At 65.2% G+C, this 21,274-nt stretch carries 18 protein-coding genes and 1 riboswitch; of the genes, 8 read left to right on the top strand and 10 right to left on the bottom strand.

Going from position 1 to position 21,274, the window contains the following annotated elements; genetic code table 11:
- Positions 1-50 precede the first annotated feature (50 nt).
- From QQM37_RS11365 to QQM37_RS11340, 6 genes are all read left to right on the top strand, one after another.
- Entirely contained in the window at positions 51-1,715 is a 1,665-nt protein-coding gene (locus tag QQM37_RS11365) for an extracellular solute-binding protein (protein ID WP_285727560.1), read from the top strand.
- Positions 1,696-2,697, top strand: coding sequence for a hydroxyacid dehydrogenase (locus QQM37_RS11360; RefSeq protein WP_285727558.1), 1,002 nt, complete (start codon positions 1,696-1,698; stop codon positions 2,695-2,697). The genes QQM37_RS11365 and QQM37_RS11360 overlap by 20 nt, the downstream gene beginning before the upstream one ends.
- Positions 2,698-2,786: 89 nt before the next feature.
- Positions 2,787-3,833 (top strand): LacI family DNA-binding transcriptional regulator, encoded by a 1,047-nt coding sequence (locus QQM37_RS11355; RefSeq protein ID WP_285727556.1) that lies wholly within the window; start codon positions 2,787-2,789, stop codon positions 3,831-3,833.
- A gap of 81 nt (positions 3,834-3,914) precedes the next feature.
- Positions 3,915-4,024, top strand: a riboswitch (SAM riboswitch).
- Positions 4,025-4,061: 37 nt separating this feature from the next.
- Positions 4,062-4,298: a DUF1737 domain-containing protein gene (locus QQM37_RS11350; protein WP_285727555.1), complete on the top strand. Its 237-nt coding sequence runs from the start codon at positions 4,062-4,064 to the stop codon at positions 4,296-4,298.
- Positions 4,295-4,759, top strand: coding sequence for a rhodanese-like domain-containing protein (locus QQM37_RS11345; RefSeq protein WP_285727553.1), 465 nt, complete (start codon positions 4,295-4,297; stop codon positions 4,757-4,759). The genes QQM37_RS11350 and QQM37_RS11345 overlap by 4 nt, the downstream gene beginning before the upstream one ends.
- Positions 4,756-5,964 carry an O-succinylhomoserine sulfhydrylase gene (locus tag QQM37_RS11340; RefSeq protein ID WP_285727551.1) on the top strand — a complete coding sequence of 403 codons (1,209 nt, stop codon included), beginning with the start codon at positions 4,756-4,758 and terminating at the stop codon, positions 5,962-5,964. Before QQM37_RS11345 ends, QQM37_RS11340 begins: the two co-directional genes overlap by 4 nt.
- Before the next feature lie 64 nt (positions 5,965-6,028).
- Here QQM37_RS11340 and QQM37_RS11335 read toward each other — a convergent pair whose 3' ends face one another.
- Complete coding sequence (locus QQM37_RS11335) at positions 6,029-7,570, bottom strand: UDP-N-acetylglucosamine 1-carboxyvinyltransferase (RefSeq protein ID WP_285727549.1); 1,542 nt, start codon at positions 7,568-7,570, stop codon at positions 6,029-6,031.
- A gap of 200 nt (positions 7,571-7,770) precedes the next feature.
- On the opposite strand from QQM37_RS11335, the gene QQM37_RS11330 reads away from it, so the two are divergent.
- Entirely contained in the window at positions 7,771-8,859 is a 1,089-nt protein-coding gene (locus QQM37_RS11330) for a LacI family DNA-binding transcriptional regulator (protein ID WP_285727548.1), read from the top strand.
- A gap of 92 nt (positions 8,860-8,951) precedes the next feature.
- Here QQM37_RS11330 and QQM37_RS11325 read toward each other — a convergent pair whose 3' ends face one another.
- From QQM37_RS11325 to QQM37_RS11295, 7 genes are all read right to left on the bottom strand, one after another.
- Positions 8,952-9,623 carry a cation diffusion facilitator family transporter gene (locus QQM37_RS11325; RefSeq protein ID WP_285727546.1) on the bottom strand — a complete coding sequence of 224 codons (672 nt, stop codon included), beginning with the start codon at positions 9,621-9,623 and terminating at the stop codon, positions 8,952-8,954.
- 82 nt (positions 9,624-9,705) lie between these two features.
- Positions 9,706-10,980, bottom strand: a complete 1,275-nt coding sequence (locus QQM37_RS11320; protein WP_285727544.1) for a glycoside hydrolase family 32 protein — start codon at positions 10,978-10,980, stop codon at positions 9,706-9,708.
- The gene (locus QQM37_RS11315; protein WP_285727542.1) at positions 10,977-12,416 is read right to left on the bottom strand and encodes a glycoside hydrolase family 32 protein; all 1,440 of its coding nucleotides are present in this window, start codon (positions 12,414-12,416) and stop codon (positions 10,977-10,979) included. The genes QQM37_RS11320 and QQM37_RS11315 overlap by 4 nt, the downstream gene beginning before the upstream one ends.
- A gap of 35 nt (positions 12,417-12,451) precedes the next feature.
- On the bottom strand, positions 12,452-13,867 hold the full coding sequence (locus QQM37_RS11310; RefSeq protein WP_285727539.1) for a glycoside hydrolase family 32 protein: 1,416 nt from the start codon (positions 13,865-13,867) through the stop codon (positions 12,452-12,454).
- Positions 13,864-14,754, bottom strand: a complete 891-nt coding sequence (locus QQM37_RS11305; protein ID WP_285727538.1) for a carbohydrate ABC transporter permease — start codon at positions 14,752-14,754, stop codon at positions 13,864-13,866. Before QQM37_RS11305 ends, QQM37_RS11310 begins: the two co-directional genes overlap by 4 nt.
- Positions 14,751-15,722 carry a carbohydrate ABC transporter permease gene (locus QQM37_RS11300; protein ID WP_285727536.1) on the bottom strand — a complete coding sequence of 324 codons (972 nt, stop codon included), beginning with the start codon at positions 15,720-15,722 and terminating at the stop codon, positions 14,751-14,753. The genes QQM37_RS11305 and QQM37_RS11300 overlap by 4 nt, the downstream gene beginning before the upstream one ends.
- Complete coding sequence (locus tag QQM37_RS11295) at positions 15,722-17,140, bottom strand: ABC transporter substrate-binding protein (protein WP_285727534.1); 1,419 nt, start codon at positions 17,138-17,140, stop codon at positions 15,722-15,724. The genes QQM37_RS11300 and QQM37_RS11295 overlap by 1 nt, the downstream gene beginning before the upstream one ends.
- A gap of 177 nt (positions 17,141-17,317) precedes the next feature.
- Here QQM37_RS11295 and QQM37_RS11290 point away from each other — a divergent pair, with 177 nt between their 5' ends.
- Positions 17,318-18,337, top strand: coding sequence for a LacI family DNA-binding transcriptional regulator (locus QQM37_RS11290; protein ID WP_285727532.1), 1,020 nt, complete (start codon positions 17,318-17,320; stop codon positions 18,335-18,337).
- Positions 18,338-18,899: 562 nt separating this feature from the next.
- On the opposite strand, the gene QQM37_RS11285 is transcribed toward QQM37_RS11290, so the two are convergent.
- Positions 18,900-19,697 carry an energy-coupling factor transporter transmembrane component T family protein gene (locus tag QQM37_RS11285; RefSeq protein WP_285727529.1) on the bottom strand — a complete coding sequence of 266 codons (798 nt, stop codon included), beginning with the start codon at positions 19,695-19,697 and terminating at the stop codon, positions 18,900-18,902.
- A complete protein-coding gene (locus QQM37_RS11280; RefSeq protein WP_285727527.1) occupies positions 19,694-21,271 on the bottom strand; it encodes an ABC transporter ATP-binding protein in 1,578 nt (525 codons plus the stop codon). Before QQM37_RS11280 ends, QQM37_RS11285 begins: the two co-directional genes overlap by 4 nt.
- Positions 21,272-21,274: the final 3 nt, after the last annotated feature.

The raw sequence follows: 21,274 nt of genomic DNA, 5'->3' as shown, positions 1-21,274 counted from the left end.
CAATCCCCCAGATCTACCGCACGCATCCTCGTCAACAAAGGAGTTCACACATGGATTCACCTCTCGCCCACCCCGCCACCCGAATGTCGCGACGATCGGCCCTCAAGGGGCTGGTGCTCAGCGCAGCCGTCCTGGCCGCAGGCCCGGCGCTGGCGGCCTGTGGCTCCGGCGGATCCGGAGCAGCCGCCGGGAACAACGGGGCGAAGGCTGCCTACCCCACCTATGTCCCGATCACCCAGGGCCCCAAGCCTGATCTGGCCGGCACCGCCGAGGGCGTCCAGCCGGTCTTCTTCAGCTACCCCAAGGAGCGTTTCACCTCGGTCCAAGGGCAGGTGGGTAACGGTGGTGCGCTACGCGCCTTCATCCTGACCTACGGGCAGCCGCCGCCGGAGGTGGGCTCCAATGCCTACTGGCAGATGATGAACAAGAAGATGAACGTCGATTTCAAGCCGGAGATCACCCTGGCTGGCGAATTCCCCACCAAGTTCGCCACGGTCGTGGCTGGCGGCGATATCCCGGACATGGTTCAGGTTCCGGTCTTCATGGGACTTCCGCGGCTGCCCCAGCTGATGGGCACGGTCTTCCAGGACCTCACCGACAAGCTCTCCGGCGATGCGGTCAAGAAGTACCCCAATATTGCCAACATTCCAGAGCACGCCTGGGTTACCGCCCGGATCAACGGCAAAATCTACGGCGTACCGTCCGAGCGGCCGCCCTTCGGCAACATCATGTATTCACGCAAGGACATCATCGACTCCGTCGGCGCCAACTCCCAGCCGCAGAGCAAAGCCGATTTCACGGCGCTCTGCAAGGCCGTCACCGATCGCAGCAAGAACCGCTACGCCCTGGGCGGCTTCTCCTCGGCCTCCGGTGTGGCGTGGAATGACAATACCTTCGGTTGCATGTTCGGCCTGCCGAACACCTGGAAGAACGATGGCGGCAAACTCACCCACGCCTACGAAACCCCTCAGTACGTCGAAATGATCACCTACCTCAAGGAACTCTGGGATGCCGGGTACTGGCACCCGGACACCCTGAGCATGAAGCAGCAGCAGGCGGTGGATGCCTTCACCAATGGCAATGTGGTGCTCCGTGAGGATGGCCAGGCCTGGTGGGTCAACCAGGCGAAGTTCCCCAAGATCACCATCGACGCGCTCATCCCCTTCTCCGCCAACGGTGGCAAGCCGAGCAACTATCAGGGGTTGGGCTGCTTCTCCTTCGTCGCGCTCAAGAAGGCCTCCTCGGACCGCATCGACGAGATGCTCCGGGTGATCAACTATGCCTCTGCCCCCTTCGGCTCCAGCGAATACTTCGATATGACGTTCGGGGTGGAGGGCGTCGACTGGACCACCGACGCCAAGGGCAATGCGGTCAGCACCGACAAGGGCACTCTGGAACGCGGAATCAACGTCAACCGCATCGGCTCCGGGCCCCAGGTCCAGTTCAGCGCTGCACCCATGGATGATGGATTCAAGCGCCAGTACGAGGTCCAGAAGGCCCTGGTCCCCATGCTGTTGGCCAACCCCACGGTGGGCCTGTACTCAGAAACCGCACAGAAGTCTGCCTCGCTGGACCAGATGATGACGGATACCAAAACCGGCATCATTGTAGGACGCCAGCCGCTCACCGACTTCGCCGATGCCGTCAAGAAATGGCGCAGTCAGGGCGGCGATACGATCCGCAAGGAATACGAGGATGCACTTGCCAAAGCCTGAGCAGTTGCCTGGCTCCCACTCGGGGGGCCAGGTGGCACAGTTTGCCCTGGCCGACTACTTTGCCGAGCAGGTGTACCCAGACTGGGTGCGCCAGCGGATCCGCCAGGGTGCGGATGTGGCTGCCCCCGGGCAGACCGAGAACGCGACCGTGCTCTTCACCGGCTGGGGCGCGCCTCAGCTCAACGCGGAAGAACTCCGTCGCTACCCTGCACTGCAGGCGGTCTTCCACGGTGCGGGCTCGGTGCGCGAGCTGGTCTCGGAAGCGCTCTGGGACCGCGGGATCCGGGTGTCCACCGCGGCCGGGATCAATGCGGACCGAGTGGCAACGTTCACCCTGGCGCAGGTGATCCTGGCGCTCAAAGGCTATTGGCGATACGGCGTCCCGGTCACCGGGGGTGTCCAGTCAGCGGGGCTGGACACCCTCGGTGTGGACCGGGGCGTGGTGGGGCTGGTCGGGCTGGGGCGCATTGCGCGCCGCCTGGCCGCCCTGCTCCAACCTCTGGGCGTGGAGATCCTGGCCTACGACCCGATCGCTCACCGCGAGGGTCGGGTTCCGGAGGGTGTGCACCTGGTGGGGTTGCCGGAGTTGTTCAGCCGCTCCCGGGTGGTCTCCGTGCATCTTCCGCTGCTGCCCAGCACGCGGGGGATGCTCGATGGCGCACTGCTGGACCTCATGCAGCCGTACAGCACCTTGATCAATACCGCCCGGGGCGGCGTAATCGATACCCCGGATCTAGTGGCTTTCCTGACCCGACGGCCTGATATCACGGCGCTGCTCGACGTCACCGAGCCGGAGCCGTTGCCGCTGGACCATCCGCTCCGACAGCTGAGCAACGTCCGGTTCAGTCCGCATATTGCGGGATGTATCGGCAGTGAGGTGGCGGCTATGGGCGCGTTTGCCGCAGATGAGTTCCTGCGGTTCTGCGCCGGGCAGCCCTGGCTGGATGAAGTGACCCCGGCATCGGCGGCACTTTCCGCCTAGTAGCTGCTAGTAGTCTGTCGATAGTGCCGCTCGTTGTTCCCCATCGCTCATTCATCAGTCGCCGTTGAGCCATTCCAGGAAGGATTCGGATGGAAGCCCGTCATGAGGCGCTGCTGGCATTATTGCGCACAGAACACCGGCTCAAGGTCAGCGCTGCCGCCGAGGCGATCGGTATCTCCCCCGCCACCGTGCGCCGGGATATTGCCGAGCTGGCCGCCAAGGGTCTGGTCAAGCGGGAACACGGTTTTGTTCTGGATACTGCGGGATCGGTCACCGGACCGGGCCTGAGCATCGGAATGCTGGTCCCTGATCTGGGCTATTACTTCCCGAAGGTGATCGATGGTGCCCGGGCAGCGATCTCTGCGCTGGACGGGAATCTCACCGTGACGGTCACCGGCTACCAGGGCCCGGGCAGGGACCGGGCGCAGATCGAGCGCCTGCTCAGCCGGGACGTCGACGGGCTGATCATGACGCCCAGCTTCGAGGAGCTGGGCCGGGACGACTACGCGCAGTGGCTGCACAGTCTCAAAGTGCCGGTGGTGCTGGCCGAGCGGCTCCTGCCGCCGGGCTCCCGGCTGGTGGATTTCGACCGGGTGAACTCGGCGCACATCGATGGGCTCTTCCTGGCCCTGCGCCATCTGCAAAGCACTGGCAAAAACCGAATCGCCCTGGCCGGTCGCTCTGACTCGCCGACCGCTGCGGCACTGGGTGTGGCCTGGCAACGCGCCTCTGAACTCGATCCCCAGCTGCTGGAACCCATTCAGCTTCCGCATGGCAGTGATGACACGCCGGAACAGTTCGAGGAACTGGTGGAGACAATCCTCCAGAAACTCAGCGAGGGGTCTCTGGATGGACTGATTGTGCACAATGATCGCGATGCACTCATCCTGACCCAGCGCATTCTGGAGGCGGGGTTCGCGGTCCCGGGGCAGCTCGGCATCGTGGCCTACGATGGCGAGGTCGCGGCACTGGCGGACATCCCCCTCACCGAGGTCTCACCACCCAAAGAGCATGTGGGCCGGATGGCCGCGGAGCTGCTGATCGACCGGATCGCCAGTGGGCTGACGACACCTCCACGCCACGTGCAGTTACTGCCCACCCTGACCGTGCGCCAGTCCACAGTGTCCATCTCCTGACATCACCTCCGTCCCAACTACTGCGTCACAGTTGGGAGGGCGAGGGCGCGCAGGACGGCATGAAGTGCTAAGTTCGAAGTGAGTAACGAGCGCCGGTGTTAAGCCCTGACTGACCGGCCGGCAACCCTCCTTCCGACGGGGTGCCTCAGGTGACTACTCGGCAATCAATGGTGTGGTTGCAAGCTCGAGGCAGCTCCTGCTGGCAACCACCGGCACAAGGAGTTCCTCATGGCGGACGCGCCCCTGACCTACCGGTTGCTGACCGGACCCGACGACCACGCCTTCTGTGAGCGTGTCAGCGCAGCACTTGCGGAGGGCTACGTCCTGCACGGCAGCCCCTCCGTGACCTTCAACGGGACCTCCGTGATCGCGGCCCAGGCCGTCGTTCTGCCCGGTTTCCTCTCCAGCGTGGGCTTCGGCTCCGCGACGGCATCGGCCATGGCCTCGTCCGGGGGTACTCGATGAGCTACGCGGGAGATCTGACCCCTCAGCAGGCCTGGGACAAAGTGGCTGCCGGCGGCGTGCTGGTCGATGTGCGCACCGAGGCGGAATGGCAGGTGATTGGCGTGCCGGACATCTCCTCGCTCTCCGCCGGGAACGCGCCCGTCGAACCCGTTTTTCTGCAGTGGAATCTGGCGGGGAACGTGAAGAACCCGCAGTTCCTGGCGGAGCTGCAGGCCACCGTCCCCGCTGAAGCGGAGCTGGTGTTCCTGTGCCGATCGGGCGCACGCTCGGTGGCCGCTGCGGAGGCGGCGACGGCAGCCGGCTACACCTCCTACAACGTCTTGGAGGGCTTCGAGGGAGTGCCCAACGGCTACGGGGACCGCACCGTGAACGGGTGGAAGAACAGCTCGCTTCCCTGGAACACCTCCTGGAGCGCATCCGGAGCCACGGCCGGCACCGGGGTTGGGGAGAAGAACGCGTGAGCTTCAATCCACTGGCCTCAGAGTGGTCCTCCGACACCCAGGCGGTGCGCGGCGGTCTGGACCGGACCGGGTTCTTCGAGACCTCGGAACCGATCTTCACCAATTCCGGCTTTGTCTACGACTCGGCGGAAGCCGCCGAACGGGCCTTCACTGGCGAGGACGAGCGATTCGTTTACTCACGCTATGGCAACCCCACGGTCGCGACCTTCCAGGAGCGGTTGCGCCTGCTTGAGGGGACCGAGGCCTGCTTCGCGACGGCATCGGGCATGTCCGCTGTCTTCGTGGCCCTGGGTGCGCTGCTGGCCGCCGGGGACCGCGTGGTCGCTTCGCGCTCACTCTTCGGCTCCTGCTTCGTGATCCTCAACGAGATTCTGCCCCGCTGGGGCGTCGAGACCGTTTTTGTCGACGGACCGGACCTGGATCAGTGGCGTGAGGCGCTCGCGGTACCGACGGCGGCCGTGTTCTTCGAGTCCCCCTCCAACCCCATGCAGGAGATCGTGGACATCCGCGCGGTCTGCGAGTTGGCTCATGCCGCCGGTGCCACGGTGGTGGCGGACAACGTGTTCGCCACCCCCCTGTTGCAGCGCTGCACCGAGCTGGGTGCCGACGTCGTGGTCTACTCGGGGACCAAGCACATTGACGGTCAGGGCCGCGTCATGGGCGGGGCGATTCTGGGCAGCCACGAGTTCATTGACGGTCCGGTGAAGAACCTGATGCGACACACCGGGCCAGCATTGTCCTCATTCAATGCCTGGGTGCTGACCAAGGGCCTGGAGACCATGCGGCTACGCGTAGAGCATTCCTCCGCGCTGGCGCTGAGCCTGGCCGAATTCCTGGAGCAGCAGGAGGCCGTGGAATGGGTCAAGTACCCACTGCTGCCATCGCATCCACAGTATGAACTGGCTGCCTCGCAGATGTCCGCCGGTGGTACGGTGCTGACCTTCGCGCTGCGCGGCCGTCACGGTTCCTCCGGTAAGGAGGAGGCCTTCGCGCTGCTCAACGCGCTCAAGGTCATCGACATCTCGAACAATCTGGGCGATTCCAAATCGCTCATCACCCACCCCGCCACCACCACGCACCGGGCGATGGGCGAAGAGGGGCGCGCCGCGATCGGGCTCGGGGACGGCGTTGTGCGCCTCTCCGTCGGGCTGGAGTCCCTGGAGGACCTGCGCGGCGACCTGGAGCAGGCGCTGAAAGCGCTCTGAGCGGCCCTCGTTTAACCACCTGGGTCGCAGTAGGCCTACTGCGACCCAGGTGGTGAGGCGAAACCTAGTCCTGGAAGTATTCAATCTCCGCGCCGAGTGCGTTGAGTCGCTCAGCGAGTTCTTCGTAGCCACGCTCAATCACGTAGATATTCCGCAGTTCCGAGGTGCCGCGGGCGGCCAGCATGGCCAGCAGGATGCATGCCGCCGGGCGCAACGCCGGGGGGCAACCGATCTCTGCAGCACGCCAGCGAGTGGGGCCCTCGACATCGATCCGGTGCGGATCCAGCAGTCGGACGCGGGCACCGAGCTTGTTCAGCTCGGTCAGGTAGATCGCACGGTTCTCGTACACCCAGTCGTGGATCAGCGTGGTGCCCTCTGCACAGGAGGCGATGACAGCAAAGAACGGCAGATTGTCGATGTTCAGCCCGGGGAATGGCATCGGGTGGATCTTGTCCGCTGCCGCGACAAGCACCGAGGGCAGCGTCGTAATGTCCACCAGGCGCGTCCGGCCGTTGCGGGCAAAGTACTCGTCACTCTTGCGGTAGCGGAAGCCCATGTGCTCCAGGACGGCCAACTCGATCTCCATAAATTCGATCGGCACCCGGCGGATCGTCACCTCGGAGTTGGTCACAATGCCCGCAGTGATCAGGCTCATCGCCTCGATCGGGTCCTCGCTGGGCGCGTATTCGATGTCAACATCGATATGCGCCTTGCCCCGGATGGTCAGCGTGGTGGAGCCGATACCTTCCACGCTCACGCCGAGCCCCTGCAGGTAGAAGCACAGATCCTGAACCATGTAATTGGGGCTGGCGTTGCGGATCACCGTGGTGCCCTCGCGATGCGCGGCAGCCATGATGGCATTCTCAGTGACGGTGTCGCCGCGCTCGGTCAGGATGAAAGTCCGGTCCAGGCTGTCCGCGGGCGGGGTGTCGATCGAGTAGAAACCCTGGTGCGCTTCCACCGAGAGTCCAAACTGACGCAGCGCCTGCATATGCGGCTCCACGGTACGCGTGCCGAGGTCACAGCCGCCGGCGTACGGCAGGCGGTAGCGCTCCGCCTGGTCCAGCAGCGGCCCCAGAAGCATGATGACGCTGCGGGTGCGACGGGCAGCCTCAACGTCGACGGAGGCCAGATCCAGCGACTCCGGACGACAGATCTGCAGGTCATTGGCATCGAGCCAGGTGCATTCGACGCCGATGCTGGTGAGCACCTCGACGATGCGGTTGACCTCTTCAATGCGGGCCAGGCTGCGCAGGGTGGTGGTGCCCCGGTTCAGCAGGGAGGCGCACAGCAGTGCGACACCGGCGTTCTTGGAGGTGTTGACGTCCACTTCGCCGGAGAGTTCATGCCCGCCAGTGACGCGCAGATGGGTCATTTTGGTGTTCACGGAGCCGCCTACGTTGACGATGCTGTGGCCGAGGATTCCCTCCATCCGCTGAATCATCTTCAGCGAGAGGTTCTGTTTGCCCTGTTCCATCCGGGCGACGGCGCTCTGGCTGGTTCCCAGTTCTGCGGCAAGTTGCCCCTGCGTCCAGCCTTTTTCCAGCCGGGCGTCACGCAGGATCTGAGCTATGGTCTCGTTGGTCTCTTGAACCTCTGTCGTCATGGGAGCCAAAATATCATGAGATGCATAATTCATCAAAAGGCATCGAGTCGCTCCCAAATTCTTGTCTCAAATAGTCACCACATGCGATATTCCGTGGATCGCCCGCCCCACAGCTCACGGAGTGGTGGGATAGGCTTATTCCACGCTTTTGGTCAGTGTTCCACGCAGTTTCGCGCACATTTATCCGGGGGGAGGCGCGCATGGCCCGCAAAGCCACCTCGAACGATGTCGCCCGCCACGCCGGGGTCTCACGCAGCGCCGTCAGCTTCGTGATGAATGGCCGCGCCGACGGCAATATCGCCAAGGACAAGCAGGAGCGCATCCTCGCCGCGGCCAAGGCGCTGAACTACACACCGAACGCCGTCGCACGCTCCCTGCAGAGCCAGCGGACCCACACGATTGGCGTGGTCACCGACTCCATCGCTGGTGGCCCCTTCGCCGGGAAACTGCTCCAGGGCGCCAGCACCACGGCCTTCCGGGCCGGCTACCTACTGCTGGTCATCGACACCCAGCAGGACAGCGCCCGCGCGGACAGCGCGGTGTCCACCCTGGTCAACCGTCAGGTCGACGCCCTGATGTTCGCCACCATGAGCTTGCGCGAACACACCCAGCCGCCGGTGCATTCTGAGATTCCCGTCGTGCTGGCTAACAGCTTCGACCCCCAGGGAAAGCTGCGATCCATCATCCCCGACGAAGTGTCCGGAGGCCGCGCAGCAGCGAAGATCCTGATCGATGCCGGCCACCGGCGCATCGCCTACCTTGCAGGTACCAATGAACTGGTGGCCACCGAACGACGCACCCAGGGCTTCCTGGCGGCCATGACTGATGCTGGGATCGAGCCGACCGCCATCGTGCCCACCGGATGGGAAACCAACGCCGGTTTTGCCGCAACCCTGCGCCTGCTGTCGACCAGCAACGGCGAGGTGCGTCCGGAGCGCCCCAGCGGCATCGTCTGCGCCAATGACCGGGTGGCGTTGGGCGCCATGCTCGCCTGCGGCCAGCTGGGCCTGCGGGTCCCTCGGGACGTGAGCCTGGTCGGTTACGACGATGACGAACCACTGGCCCGCACGACGGTACCCGGCCTGACCACCGTGGCACTGCCGCACCGCGAAATGGGCGAGCAGGCTGCGGCCCTGCTGCTGGAGGACCTGGCCAGGGCCTCGGCAGGTTCACCGGAAACGCCCGATGCCGGGCACGCTGCTGCGGTGGACGATGCCAGCCAGGTGGCACCCCTTCTGCTGCCCTGCCCGGTGGTCACCCGAGGCTCGGTTGCCGCCCCGCTGTTTTAAACCTGAATTCGCGAACTTTATCGGGAAAAGCACCCGCGATCCCGGGCGCCTTAAGCGGCGCGATTCGCGTTTTCGCAGGAGTGTGCCCCTGGTTAGTCGTCGTCGAAGTCGACGTCGGCCCCACGCAAGGCGGCGATGGCCTTGACCAGCAGCCGCACGGCGGCCACAGCGATCACCGCGGAAACCACCAGCGCGAGCACCGGGTCCAGCCAGTACAGGCCGTTGGTGGCCAGGATGATGATGCCGGCAATGACGATCGCGGCGGCGATGGCGGCATCGGCCAGAGCATCCAACAGCACCGAGCGCATGTGAAGATCCTCATCCGCGGAACCCAGTCCCAGGACAAAGACCCCCGTGAGCATCATCACGAGGGTCGCCAGGCTGACCACCACCACGGGCAGACCGTCGATGGCGGGCGAGCCCTCCTGCAGCCGCCCGATCGCTTCGACCACCACGGTGGTGATCACGCCCAACAACAGGATCGCGTTGATCAAGGCGGCGACGGCGATGGGTCGATGAGCGCGGGGATGGTCCGGATTGCGATCACGCAGGATGATCGCGATGAGTCCGAGGATCAGTCCCAGGCAGTCTGCCACCGTGTCACCGGCTGCTGCGAGCACGCTCACGGAGTTCGCCATGATGCCAACCACCACGAGAGCGATGATCAGAGCTGCATTGAGACAGAGCACTATGAGCACGCGTCGACGTTGACTCCATCGGGGTTCAACCGGCGCGAGCTTCCCGGGCGCAATGTCAGAATTCACATCCTCTATTCTTCCGTTTTTGTTTCATTCCGGCATCGCCGCCCACCCGCGAGGCCAGTTCGCGAAAACGCGGAACCAGCCTTCAAAGGCCCAGGCGATACACCGCGAACGGGCCTTCGCCCCGGATCTCGAAGTGCGAGGTGCCGGTCGGATACGTCCGCACGGTGCGCGACACATCCTTCACACCCACCTCCGCGCCGAAGCATTCCACTAGCGAGCCATCCACCAGAATCCGGCCGCTCGTGATGCCGACCATGCTGCGGACGTCATCGCCGTCCACCAACACCAGCTCCACCGGCCCTTCGGCAACCACCTCGAAGGCACGTTCCTCCGCCGGAAGAGCGTAGACCCCCGTACCACCGAACAGCACCCCGTCGCGAAGCGTGAGCACCTCAGCCACCGGCTCACTGCGCAACACACCATCCCGGAAGGACAGCGAGCGCGCATAGGTCAGCACACCGGCCCAGCCCGCCGCCTCCACCTCGGCCTCGGGCCGGGAAGCATCCCAGCTCCAGGCCCAGAGCAGGGTCCGCGGTTCCTCCGCCGTGGCGGCCATCACCTGCGGGGCGTAGAAGTCCGGGCCCAGGTCTGCCCGACCACCGCCGACCGGCTCAAACACCAACCCAGCACCGCCGGGACGCAGCTCACCGCTCAGATACGTCACGCCAGCGTGGCGGTGAACACCGTTGCGCTGGAGCCACAGCGACACCATCAGCACCCACTGGCCATCCACCTGGAACAGCTGCGGGCACTCCCAGACATCGCAGGGGGCGTACTCCTCCGCCAGCCCGGAACCACCCTCGACGAGCGGGCCCAGGTACTCCCAGTCCGTCATCGTCCGGCAGCGGTAGAGCAGAATCAGTGGCGTGCCATCCGTCCGGCCCGCCCCCTGAATCGCATACTGCTGCCCCTCGAAGGTGAACAGGAAGGGGTCCCGCACCTGGGAGAGATCTGGCTCATCAGGCATGCCGACGATGCCGGTCTCGGCCTGCTTCCAGACCAGCAGGTCCCGGTCCGAGATGGCGGTGACCACCTGAGACTCCTCCGCCCGCTCGGCGATGCCGGTATAGAAGGCCGTAGGTACCCGGCCATCCAGCGCCACGACCCCTGACCAGGCCCCGATGGCATCCGGGCCGCCCGGCCTCGGGAAGAGGGCGATGGGCCGCTGGTGCCAGCGCACCAGATCGGTGGAGGTCATATGGCCCCAGTGGATATCCCGGTGCGTGGGCTGATCCGGGTAGTACTGGAAGAAGACGTGATACACCCCATCCACGTAGGCACAGCCATTGGGGTCGTTGAGCCAGCCCTGCGCGGGGCGTCCGTGGAGCGCCGGGAACGCCGGATCAAGAGCGTTCACGGCCGCACTCCAGACGACGGACCGCCCACGCCAATGTCTGCCACCGAAAGGTCCTCCACCGTGGCGCCGCCTTCAGTGCTAATCCGCAGTCGACGCCCTGCGCCCAGCACTGCGAGATCGGTGATCGAACGGGAGCCTGCAGCAGCAAACACTTCGATCGAACAGGTGTCGATCACGATGGTCAGATCGATAACCTCCGCATCGCCCAGTAGCGACACGCCAGGCAGAGACCCGCCAGGCAGCGGGGCAGATTCGACGCCGTCTCCCGGGACAAAATCCGCGGCCGCCGTACGATCAACCGCAATCCGGCCGGCGGCAGCACCGATGGAGACGCGCCCCTCGCTCCCCGCGATCTCCAGCAGCACGGTGGCACCGGGCTCTGCTCCGAGTCGCAGGCGCGCCTCGATCCGTGCCGCAGTCGGAAGCACGCCCTCTGGGTCCACCGGCACCCCTGAGGGCAGGATCGGCGCGGCGCACAGTTGCGGGCGGCCTTCCACCGTAGCCAGGCTCAGCCTTCGGGCCAGGGTCATGGCCCCGCGCCATGGCAAGCTCGGCACGTCCCCGGCGTAGTCCCAGTTATTCATCCAGGCGAGGATGGTCCGCTCCTGGTCCGGCAGCCCACTGAAGGTCACGCCCGCGTAGCAGTCGCTACCGAAATCGAGCCAGTCGACGTCCTCCAGAGCGTCGGGCACCGGCTGCTCCGGGACAAAGGTCACGCCGTCGAAGTTTCCTACGACGTATTGCGTTCCCGATCCGCCGGCGATGCCACCAGGGTTGAGGCTGATCACCAGCACCCATCGGAGGTCGGCGGGGTCGCCATCGAGCGCTAGCGGGAAGAGGTCCGGGCATTCCCAGACGCCATCGACCGCCCCAGCCGGACCATAGGTCGACAGCAGCGACCAGGAACGCAGGTCATCCGAGCGATAGAGCACCACCTGGCGGTTGGCCGCCTCGACGGCCACCATGACCCAGTACGTGCCCGCGGCGCCGTCGTAGCGGAAGACCTTCGGATCCCGGAATTCCAGTGATCCGCGGTCCAGCACCGGATTGCCCGGATATTTGGCCCAGCTCAGGCCGTCGTCGACGCTGTATGCGAGTGCCTGGCTCTGGATATGGCTCTCCGCATCCACGGAGGTGTAGATCGCCACCAGGGCAGTCTCCCCCTCGCCGGCGAATCCGCTGGTGTTGTCCGTATCGACGACTGCAGATCCGGAGAAGATCTGCTCACGTTCATCGACAAGAATCGCGACGGGATGCTCCTCCCAATGCACCAGATCCACGCTCGAAGCATGGCCCCAGCTCATATGGCCGTGATCTGAGCCGTAGGGGTTGTACTGGAAGAACAGGTGGTACCTGCCGTCATGAAAGACGAGCCCATTCGGGTCGTTCATCCAGTGACGCTCAGGAGTGAAGTGAATGAGGGGCCGCTCGATCATCTGATCTGCTCTCTCCTTGGTCCGGAATGCGGCGGTCAACGCCGGGTGATGATGAGGGACGCGAGCGAGGCTTCTCCGTCGCTGACGAAGAAGCCGATCCGGTGGCCAGCGCGCGCGTAGAAGCGGGTGCTCAGTGCCACCTCGTCGTCGACGATGACCATGACGATCTCGCCGTCCGTGACGACCTCGAGGGTGTGCCGACCTTCCGCCAGGCGGACCGGCCGCTCAAACTCGAACGGAACGTCGCCGGAGATCTGCCACTGCTCCGTTCCCGTGCGGGTCCGGGGCCAGCGATCAAAGATCACCCGATCGCGCCGCGGCTCAAGCTGCACGATGCCGGCCTGGTCACCATCCGGCGTCGCGCGCAGCAGCAGCCCCACCGTGGCGGTGCCGGGGGCCACGTCGATCTCCGCCCGGGCGTGGAACGCCTCGGGAAGATCGGTGCTGCCGACGACGCAACGGTAGGAATCCTGGGCGGCCAGCGTCAGCGGCAGCTCAGGGAGACCAGCCGCCACCGGCTCGGTGAAGCTCGCCACGAACTCCCGGGGCAGCCGGAAAGCGAGTGTCCCGTCCGGGCGCTGCACGGCCTCAAGCGCCGCCATCGTGCCCGCCCACTGCCAGGCGCCGTCGTCGGTGGCACCCTCCCGGGTGGCGATCCAGCCGACGAAGAACCGCCGGCCGTTCCGCTCCACGGTCTTGGCCGCATAGAAGGCGCGGGTGTCGATCACGTCGTCATCCGGTGCGGTCCACGGCTCGTCCAGCGAGCTGGCCATCCGGTAACGGGTGCAGAAGGTGTCGGTGAACTCGGAGTACACCAGGTACCACCAGTCGCCCCACTGGAACACGTCCGGGCACTCGTGAGCGACAAACCGGCGCGGGTCCCAGAGAGGTGCCACCGGAGTCCAGGCGAGCAGGTCCTCCGAGACCAACTGCGCGATCGTGCCGCGACGCCTCTCGGGTCCGTCAGTGTGCCGCGCTGCGAGCACCATCCGCCAGGTCGAGCCGTCGTGGAACACGAAGGGATCGCGCCAGTCGCCCGTCTCGTAGCCCTCGGTGGCTCCGAAGGTGAGCTCGGGGTGCTTCTGCCAGGGGCCGCCCGGCTCCGCACTGGTCGCGTGAGCAACCAGCTGGAGCGGGCGGCCATCCGCATCGGTGCGCAGAGGGTTCTGCGCGGTGGAGAAAAGATGCCACAGGCCGTCTGGGCCCTGGACGACGGAGCCCGTGTAGACATTGAAGTCCTCGGCCTCCGCGCCACCCGAGGGCATCTGCTCGCCGTGGTCGGTGAAGGTGACGAAGTCCTCCGTCGTCACCAGCCGCCACGGCATGCCCGGTGCGGGTACGGTGCGCTCGTCATGCAGGTACCAGAGGTGGATGACGCCATCGTATTGCGCGGGGATGACGTCGCCCACCCAGCCCGAAGGGGGCCGATGGAACACCGGTACTTCGGTCATCGCGAGGAGCCTGCTGTAACACCGGCGATGAAGTAGCGCTGTGCGACGATGAACAACAGCACGCTGGGGATCATCGCGATCACCACACCGGCAAGCACCACCGAGATTGATCCGGTGCCGAGGTTGCCCTGAAGCCCCACCAGTCCCAGCGGTAGCGTGAAGTTGCTCTGCGACTGCAGGAAGATCAGCGGTCGGTAGAACTCAGCCCAGAATCCGGAGAAGTTCAGGATCGCGAGGGTCGAGATCGCCGGTGCCGCCATTCGTGCATACACGTGTGAGAACACACCCCACTGGCTGGCGCCGTCGATGCGCGCTGCCTCACCGAGTTCACGCGGCATCTGCATGAAGTACTGCCGCATCAGGAAGGTGCCGAAGGCGCTGCCCAGCGCAGGGATCACCAGAGCGCCCAGGCTGTCGGTGAGTCCGAAGGTTTTGATGATCAGGAACACCGGGATGATGATCGTCTGCATCGGCACCATCATGGTGGCCAGGAACGCCCCGAAGATCCAGTTCTTACCAGGGAAGGAGATCATGGCGAAGGCGTAACCGGAGAGCGTGCAGGTCACCGTTTGACCGACGACGATCAGCAGGGTCACGACCACGCTGTTGAGGAAGAACTGGCCGATCGGGATCTGTTCGAACACCGCCGCGTAGTTACTGAAATCCGCATTGAACGGAATCCACTGCGGTGGGTTGGTGAAAGCGTCGGCAGGGCTGCGCAGCGAGGTGGTCAAGGCCCACAGCAGCGGGCCCAGGGCGAACACCGCGGCGATGATCAGGGTAACGAGGCCCGCAATCTTGCCGATGCTGAACACTCGTTGACGCTTTCGGGAGGTGAGCCCCGCTGAACCCTTGCCGCCCACATCGATGGTTGTGGCTGCGCTCATTGATAGAACACCACCTTCCGGGAAGCGATGAACTGGAAGCCGGTGATCGCCAGGATCAGCAGCAGGAGGACAATGGAGATCGCCGAGGAGTAGCCGAACTGCAGATTCTGGAAGCCGTTCTGGTACATCGAGATCGTCGCCGTCGTCGTCGCGGTCCCCGGGCCGCCCTTCGTCATAACGTAGGGCTGGTCGAAGAGCTGCATCGCGTTGATCATGGCAATGACCGCTGCGAAGAGGATCGTCGGGCTGATCAGCGGGATCTTGATCCGGAACAGCGTCCGTAGCGGGCCGGCACCGTCAATCGAGGAGGCCTCGAGGACGTCGGTGGGAACGGCCATCAGCGCCGAGACGAACAGCACGAAGGTGAAGCCCACCTGCTGCCAGACCACGATCAGGACGATCGCCACCTGGGCTCCGAACGGGCTGGTCAGCCATGGAACATTGCCGATGCCGAGCAGGCCCAGGTAGTAGTTGATCGCACCGAACTTGTTGTCGAACAGATAGCCCATGAAGATCGCCACCGAGGCGGTGGAGGCCAGCAGGGGCAGATAGAACGCTGTCCGGAAGAAGGTACGGCCGAATTTCGAGGTGCGCTGGTTGACGAGCACCGCGAGAAACAGCCCGAGTGCCAACTGGAGCACGACGATCGCAATCGCCATGCCGATGGTGACGCCGAACGACTGCAGCACGGGCCCGTCAGAGAAGAAGCGCTGGTAGTTCCCCAGACCCGCCCAGGTGGGCGGCGAGATGACGTCCCAGTCGAAGAACGAGAGGCCGAGCGAGGTCAGGATCGGGGCAAAGGTGAAGACCGTCACGAAGAGCATCGCGAGGCTGATCATCGCGAAACCGAACACCGCCTCCCGCCGGGCCGTCCGCCGCGCACCAGGGCGACGGACGGGCCGGGGAAGCTTAGCCTCGCGCGATGTCGCGCGCTTCGATGCGCGCTCATTGCTGGCTACGGTGCTCATCAGCTGCCTTTCGCGGCTTTCTCCAGGTCACTCTGCATGGAGTCGAGAGCCGCCTTGGCGTTTCCGGAGGAGATGGCCTCGGTGGTCCGCTGGTTCAGCGAAGTGGCGAGGGCGTTGTAGTACGACGGTGCCGAGATCGGCACGGATCCGTCGAGCTGGTCATAGAAGACCGACCAGTTCTTCGGTCCCGTGGTCTTGTACCGGTCCGCGGTCATCAGCGATTTGCGCCCCGAGGTGGTGACGTTGCCCGGGAACATGATGTCGAAGCTCTCCGGCTTGATCATCATCTTGACGACCTCCCAGGCCGCGTCCTTCTTCTGCGAAGACTTAAAGATCGAGTAACCGCCCGTACCGAACAAGGACTTCTTGGTCTTCCAGGTCGGGAAGGCCTGTACGTCGAAGCTGCCGTCCTTCATGCCGGCGTTGTGCAGACCGCCGGCCCAGAAACCGCCACCGATCGTCATGCCGACACGGCCTGAGGCAAACAGGCCCTGCAGGGTTGAGCCGCCTCCGACATCGGGGGACGGCGAGTAGCCGCCCTTCTGCAGGTCGATGACGTACTGCAAGGCTTCGACGGAGGCCGCGGAGTTCGCCGTCGGCGCGCCCCACTTCCAGCCGCCCTTGCGGCCAGCGATGGCCGGGTTCCCGGCGTCGTAGGCCTTGCCCCACAGCCAGTCGCCGCCGTCGTACTTGCCTTCTTCGAGCAGATTGCCACCGTTCGCGTAGAGGAACGAGGTCCAGCTGCCCCACAGGCGCACTACCCAGTCGAACGGCAGGATGTCGCCACCCACGGCCTTGACCTTCTCAGCAGTGTTGTGGAAATCGTTCATCGTCCAGCCCGCTGCCGGTGCACTCGCGCCAGCCTTCTGCAACACGTCGTTGTTGAAGAACATGCTGCCCGCGTTGAAGCTGTCCGGCATGTTGTACAGGTGGCCGTTGACCATCATGGCTTCGACCAGCGCCGGGTGAATGTCGTTGAAGTAGCTGGACTTCAGGGTGGACATATCCTTGGTGACGTAGTCGTCCAGCGGCACAATGAGATCTTTGCCCGCCATAAGCTGCAGGCCTTCTGTCGCGACACTCACGATGTCGGGGGCCTGCCCCGAGGCGATCAGTGTCAGGACTTTCGCCAGGAAGTCGTTCCAGTCGGTGCCGTTGATCGCTGTGACCTTCAGAGTGAGGTCCTTGTCGATCTTCTTAACATTGGGCTGCAGTGCATCCTGCAGCGTGGTGGCGGCCTTCTGGTCGCCGAAGTACAACATGGTCAGTGTGCCGGTGTTGGATCCGCCACCTCCGCTGTTCGGTGCGCAGCCGGCGAGGCTCGCTCCTGTGCCGAGCAAAGCCGCCGTCGCGAGGCCGTAGCCTCCGAAGCGCAGCAGATCACGCCGACCCATGACAGGCCTGAAATCAGGTGCCATTACTTTCTCCTCCTTGAGAACGAATCGGTCCGCACGGAGTGTGCGCGTTCAGGTGTTAAACCGATTTAACACAAACTAACACCCGCCTCTCGGAGCGCGCAAGTACTTTGGATAAATTGATTCACCTTCGTGACTTCATCCGTTAGGCTGTAGTGGAGAGAAAAGGAGGCTGAGACGATGCCTGCGACCCGGAGACCGACGCTGGCCGATGTCGCCCGCCTGTCCGGCCTGTCGAAGACCGCGGTCAGCCTGATTCTCAATGACAGACCCTCCCGGCTCTCCGCCGAAACGGTGGAGCGCGTCCGCACGGCCGCCGCGCAGCTGGACTACAAGCCGAACCCCGCCGCGCAGAGTCTGCGTTCCGGTAAGACCCGTTCCATCGGATTCATTTCTGACCAGGTCACGATCACCCGTTTTGCGTCGGCCATGGTGCGGGGCACCCTTCGGGCAGCCAAAGAACTCGGCCATACCGTTCTGATCGCTGAAACCGGTGACGACCTGACCCAGATGTCCGCTGCTTTCGACGAGATGATCGGTCGGCGGGTCGACGGCGTGATCGTCGGTCTGATGGCCGCCCGCATGGTCGACGTTCCCAGCCCGCCGCGCGGTGTGCCCGTCGTCATCGTCAATGGGCGCACACCGGAAGATCTGCCGAGCGTGCTCCCCGACGAATACACAGCGGGGCACGCCATGGCGTCCCTGCTGCTGGACGCCGGGCACACGCGCATCGGCTTTATTGGCGACGTTCCTTATATCGCGGCGGACCCGCGGCGGTCTGTGACGATCGCACGTCGCCTTGCCGGAATCCGCGATGCCTTCGCCGAGCGCGGAGTCCGCGCCTATGAGGCGGAGATGAGCGGTTGGCGGACCCCGTTCGGCTTCGAACAGGCACACCACATGATGGACGCCCATCCTGATCTCACGGCGATCCTCGCCGGTACCGACGGCGTAGCATTCGGCGTTTACCAGGCCCTGGCGGAACGCGGCTTGCGGGTTCCCGACGACGTGTCAGTGGCGTCCTTCGATGACGAGGAGCTCGCCTCGCTCGTCCGCCCCGGACTCACCACAGCACGCCTGCCCTATGAGCAGATGGCGCGGCTGGGCGTCGAGATGCTGCTCGGCAACCGCGAACTCGCGCACGAGCTGCTGCCCATGCCGATCATTCATCGAGAGTCGGTGCGCACCCTCCCCCGGTAGCCCCACACCCCTCCCCCCTCTTCTCTCTCCCCTCCTCCCAACTGAGTGGCAGTACTTGCACAAAATCGGCCATTTTTCGACAAGTGCTGCCACTCAGTTGGGCGTAACGTACGTTGGACGGGAGGCTTGCTCGCGGGCAGTTTCGCGACCGAGGCTGCTCATTGAGTGTGCACTTTTGCAGGGTGATTGCCGCGTTAACCCTGCAAAAGTGCACACTCAATCTTCGACTGGCCGTCGAAGTCCTCAGATGCGGCGGAAAGCACGATCTCCACGGTGCCGTCGTCAGGTGCGGCCACCGGCTGGGTTACAGACGCGCCCCGAGGCCGGCGCGCCTCGCCCGTTCCATCCCAACCTGCGTTACGCCCCCGCGGTGTCGACGTCGTCGTGCCCCAAGTCCCTCCCCGGCCTCTCCTGCACTTCGCACGTTCAGTGCGGGTCTCTCGAGGCAGTAGGCCCAGCGCCCCAACTGGGTGGCAGTACTTGCACAAAATCGGCCATTTTTCGACAAGTGCTGCCACTCAGTTGGGTTGTTTGGGCGGGGAGTTGTACGAGGGGCGGGGCCTCAGGCGAAGACCGGGTTCCAGTGGCCCGTAATGAGGGACGCCGTCACGGCCGCCGCCGCAATGAGCACCCCGCCCAGCACCACCCAGAAGTCTCGCGGGGTGTACACCGATTCCCGCGCCCAGGTCCGCGGACCGGCTCCGAAACCCTTTGCCTCCATGGTGACCGCGAGCCGAGTGGCCTTGCGAATGGCCTGAATCAGCAGCGCCATCGCCTGGCCAGCAGAAGCTTTCAGCCCAATCCGCACCCCGGACCGCCCACCCATGCCGCGTGCCCGGCGCGCCATACCCAGCACCTGCCATTCGGCCACCAGCAGGCCCACCAGGCGCAGAGCTGCGAGCGCCCCGAGCACAAAACGGTACGGAAGATGCAGTTTCTGTGCCAGCGCATCCGCCAGATCGGTCGGGTCGGTGCTGGCGAGCACGATGACGCCCGGCAGCGCAATGGCCAGCCCGCGCAGGGCGATGGCCAGCCCGGCGGTCAGCGAGCCGGTGGTCAGCACTACGGGGCCCAGACTGAGCACCAGATCGCCGGTTTTAGGAGCGAGCAGCGCCGTGCCATAGCCGCCAACCGCTGCAGCGACCAGAATAGGCCAGCCGCGCCGTAGGAAGGTTGCCACACTCAACGCGGTCAGCGGCAGCATCGCAGCTTCAAGCAGCAGCGCCGCCGTGGCGGAGACCCAGTCAACGCTGATCAGCAGGGCCACCGTGATGGTCAGACCGGCCGCCAGCTGGGCCAGCGGGTTGACCCGCGAGAACCAGGCAGGGCTCCGGGCTGCGGTCCCCATCTCACCGATCATCGTGGCACCGCCTGAGTGTCCGCAGAGGGCGACGCCTGAGAATCCAGCCTGAGGTTCTCCCCTGCCAGCACCCGGGAAAATTGCTCATCGTGAGTCACGCTGAGCACCGCGACGCCGGCATCGAGCAACTCGGTCAGCATGGATGCCAGCTCGGCCCAGGTGTTGGCATCCTGGCCAAAGGTCGGCTCATCCAGCACCAGCAGCTGCGGGCTGGCGCTGAGCACGGTGGCGACCGAGAGCCTGCGTTTCTCGCCCCCGGAGAGCGTAAAGGGGTTCGCCTCCGCCAGATGGTCCAGCCTCAGCCGACTCAGCAGCTCATCGACCCCGCGCTCGGTCCCGGCTCCGGTGGCCCAAACCAGGCCATGCCGGGCCAGCAGCCGCGGCGCAAAAGCCAGTTCTTCCCGGACGCTGCCGGTGACGAACTGATGCTCCGGTTCCTGGAACACCGTGCCAATCCTGCTGACCAGGTCCCGGCCACGCCAGCGCAGCGGGTTTGCCCCGGCGCCGCGGGCCAGTTCGCCGGTGGCCCGCACCTGCCCACTGAGCGGGGGCAGCAGCCCGGCCAGCGTCAGAGCGAGCGTCGACTTCCCGGCCCCATTAGGCCCGGTCACGCTCAACGCCTGCCCAGCGAAAAGCTTCACCGAGGGCACGATGGCGACCGGCTCCACCGGGTGCCCGCGGCGTCTTTTCTGCCGGGAGACGGCTAGCTCGGTGGCTTCCATCAGCAGCGAGCTCCCGGGAGCCGCACTGCGGGCCGTCACCCGCTGCCGCACCGGCGGCATGAATCCCGGAACCCAGACGCCAGCCCGGCTCAGCAGCGCCTGCCCCTGGGCCAGCACCTGCTCCGGCGGCCCGTCCAGCAGTACGCCGCCCGGCGTCCCGGTGGAAGCCATAGACCCGTGTGGTGCCAGCACCACGATCCGGTCCACCACCTCCAGCCACACCGAAACCCGGTGTTCCACCACCAGCAAGGTGGCGCCGGTGGCATCAAGACTGCGCCGGACGGCATCACGCACCTCCACCACGCCTGCAGGATCCAGATTCGCCGTCGGCTCGTCGAGCAGCAGAAGTCCGGGTTCCATGGCCAGCATGCCGGCCAGGCCCAGACGTTGTTTCTGCCCGCCGGAGAGCATGGAGCTGGGATGATCCAGCGGAAGCTGCAGACCCACGGCATCCAGCGCCGCCGGAACCCGCCGCCAGATCTCCTCCCGCGGCACGGCCAGATTCTCCGCCCCGAAGGCCACGTCATCGCCGATGCGGGAGAGCACCACCTGGGAATCCGGGTCTTGCTGCATCAGGCCCACCCGGCCGCGCGCCTGCACCACCGGGAGCCCATCGATCAGCAGCGAGCCGGACTCCTGGGCGTCATCGTCCGTGCCAAGAACCCCTGCCAGAGCATGCAGCAGCGTGGATTTCCCGGCGCCGGACGGCCCCAGGAGCAGCACCCGCTCACCGGGCGCAATGTCCAGGTCCAGATCCGCGACGGCCTGAGCGGCCCGGGTGGAATGTTGCCATCCCCAGCCCCGGGCGCTGATCCGTGCGGGAACCGGACCGCGCCCGGCTGCGAGCGCCATCGC

Source organism: Psychromicrobium xiongbiense (genome assembly GCF_030271165.1).
Classification (GTDB): Bacteria; Actinomycetota; Actinomycetes; order Actinomycetales; family Micrococcaceae; genus Renibacterium; species Renibacterium xiongbiense.
The sequence above is the reverse complement of the archived record's forward strand: the minus strand, read 5'-3'. Positions and strand labels throughout refer to the sequence as shown.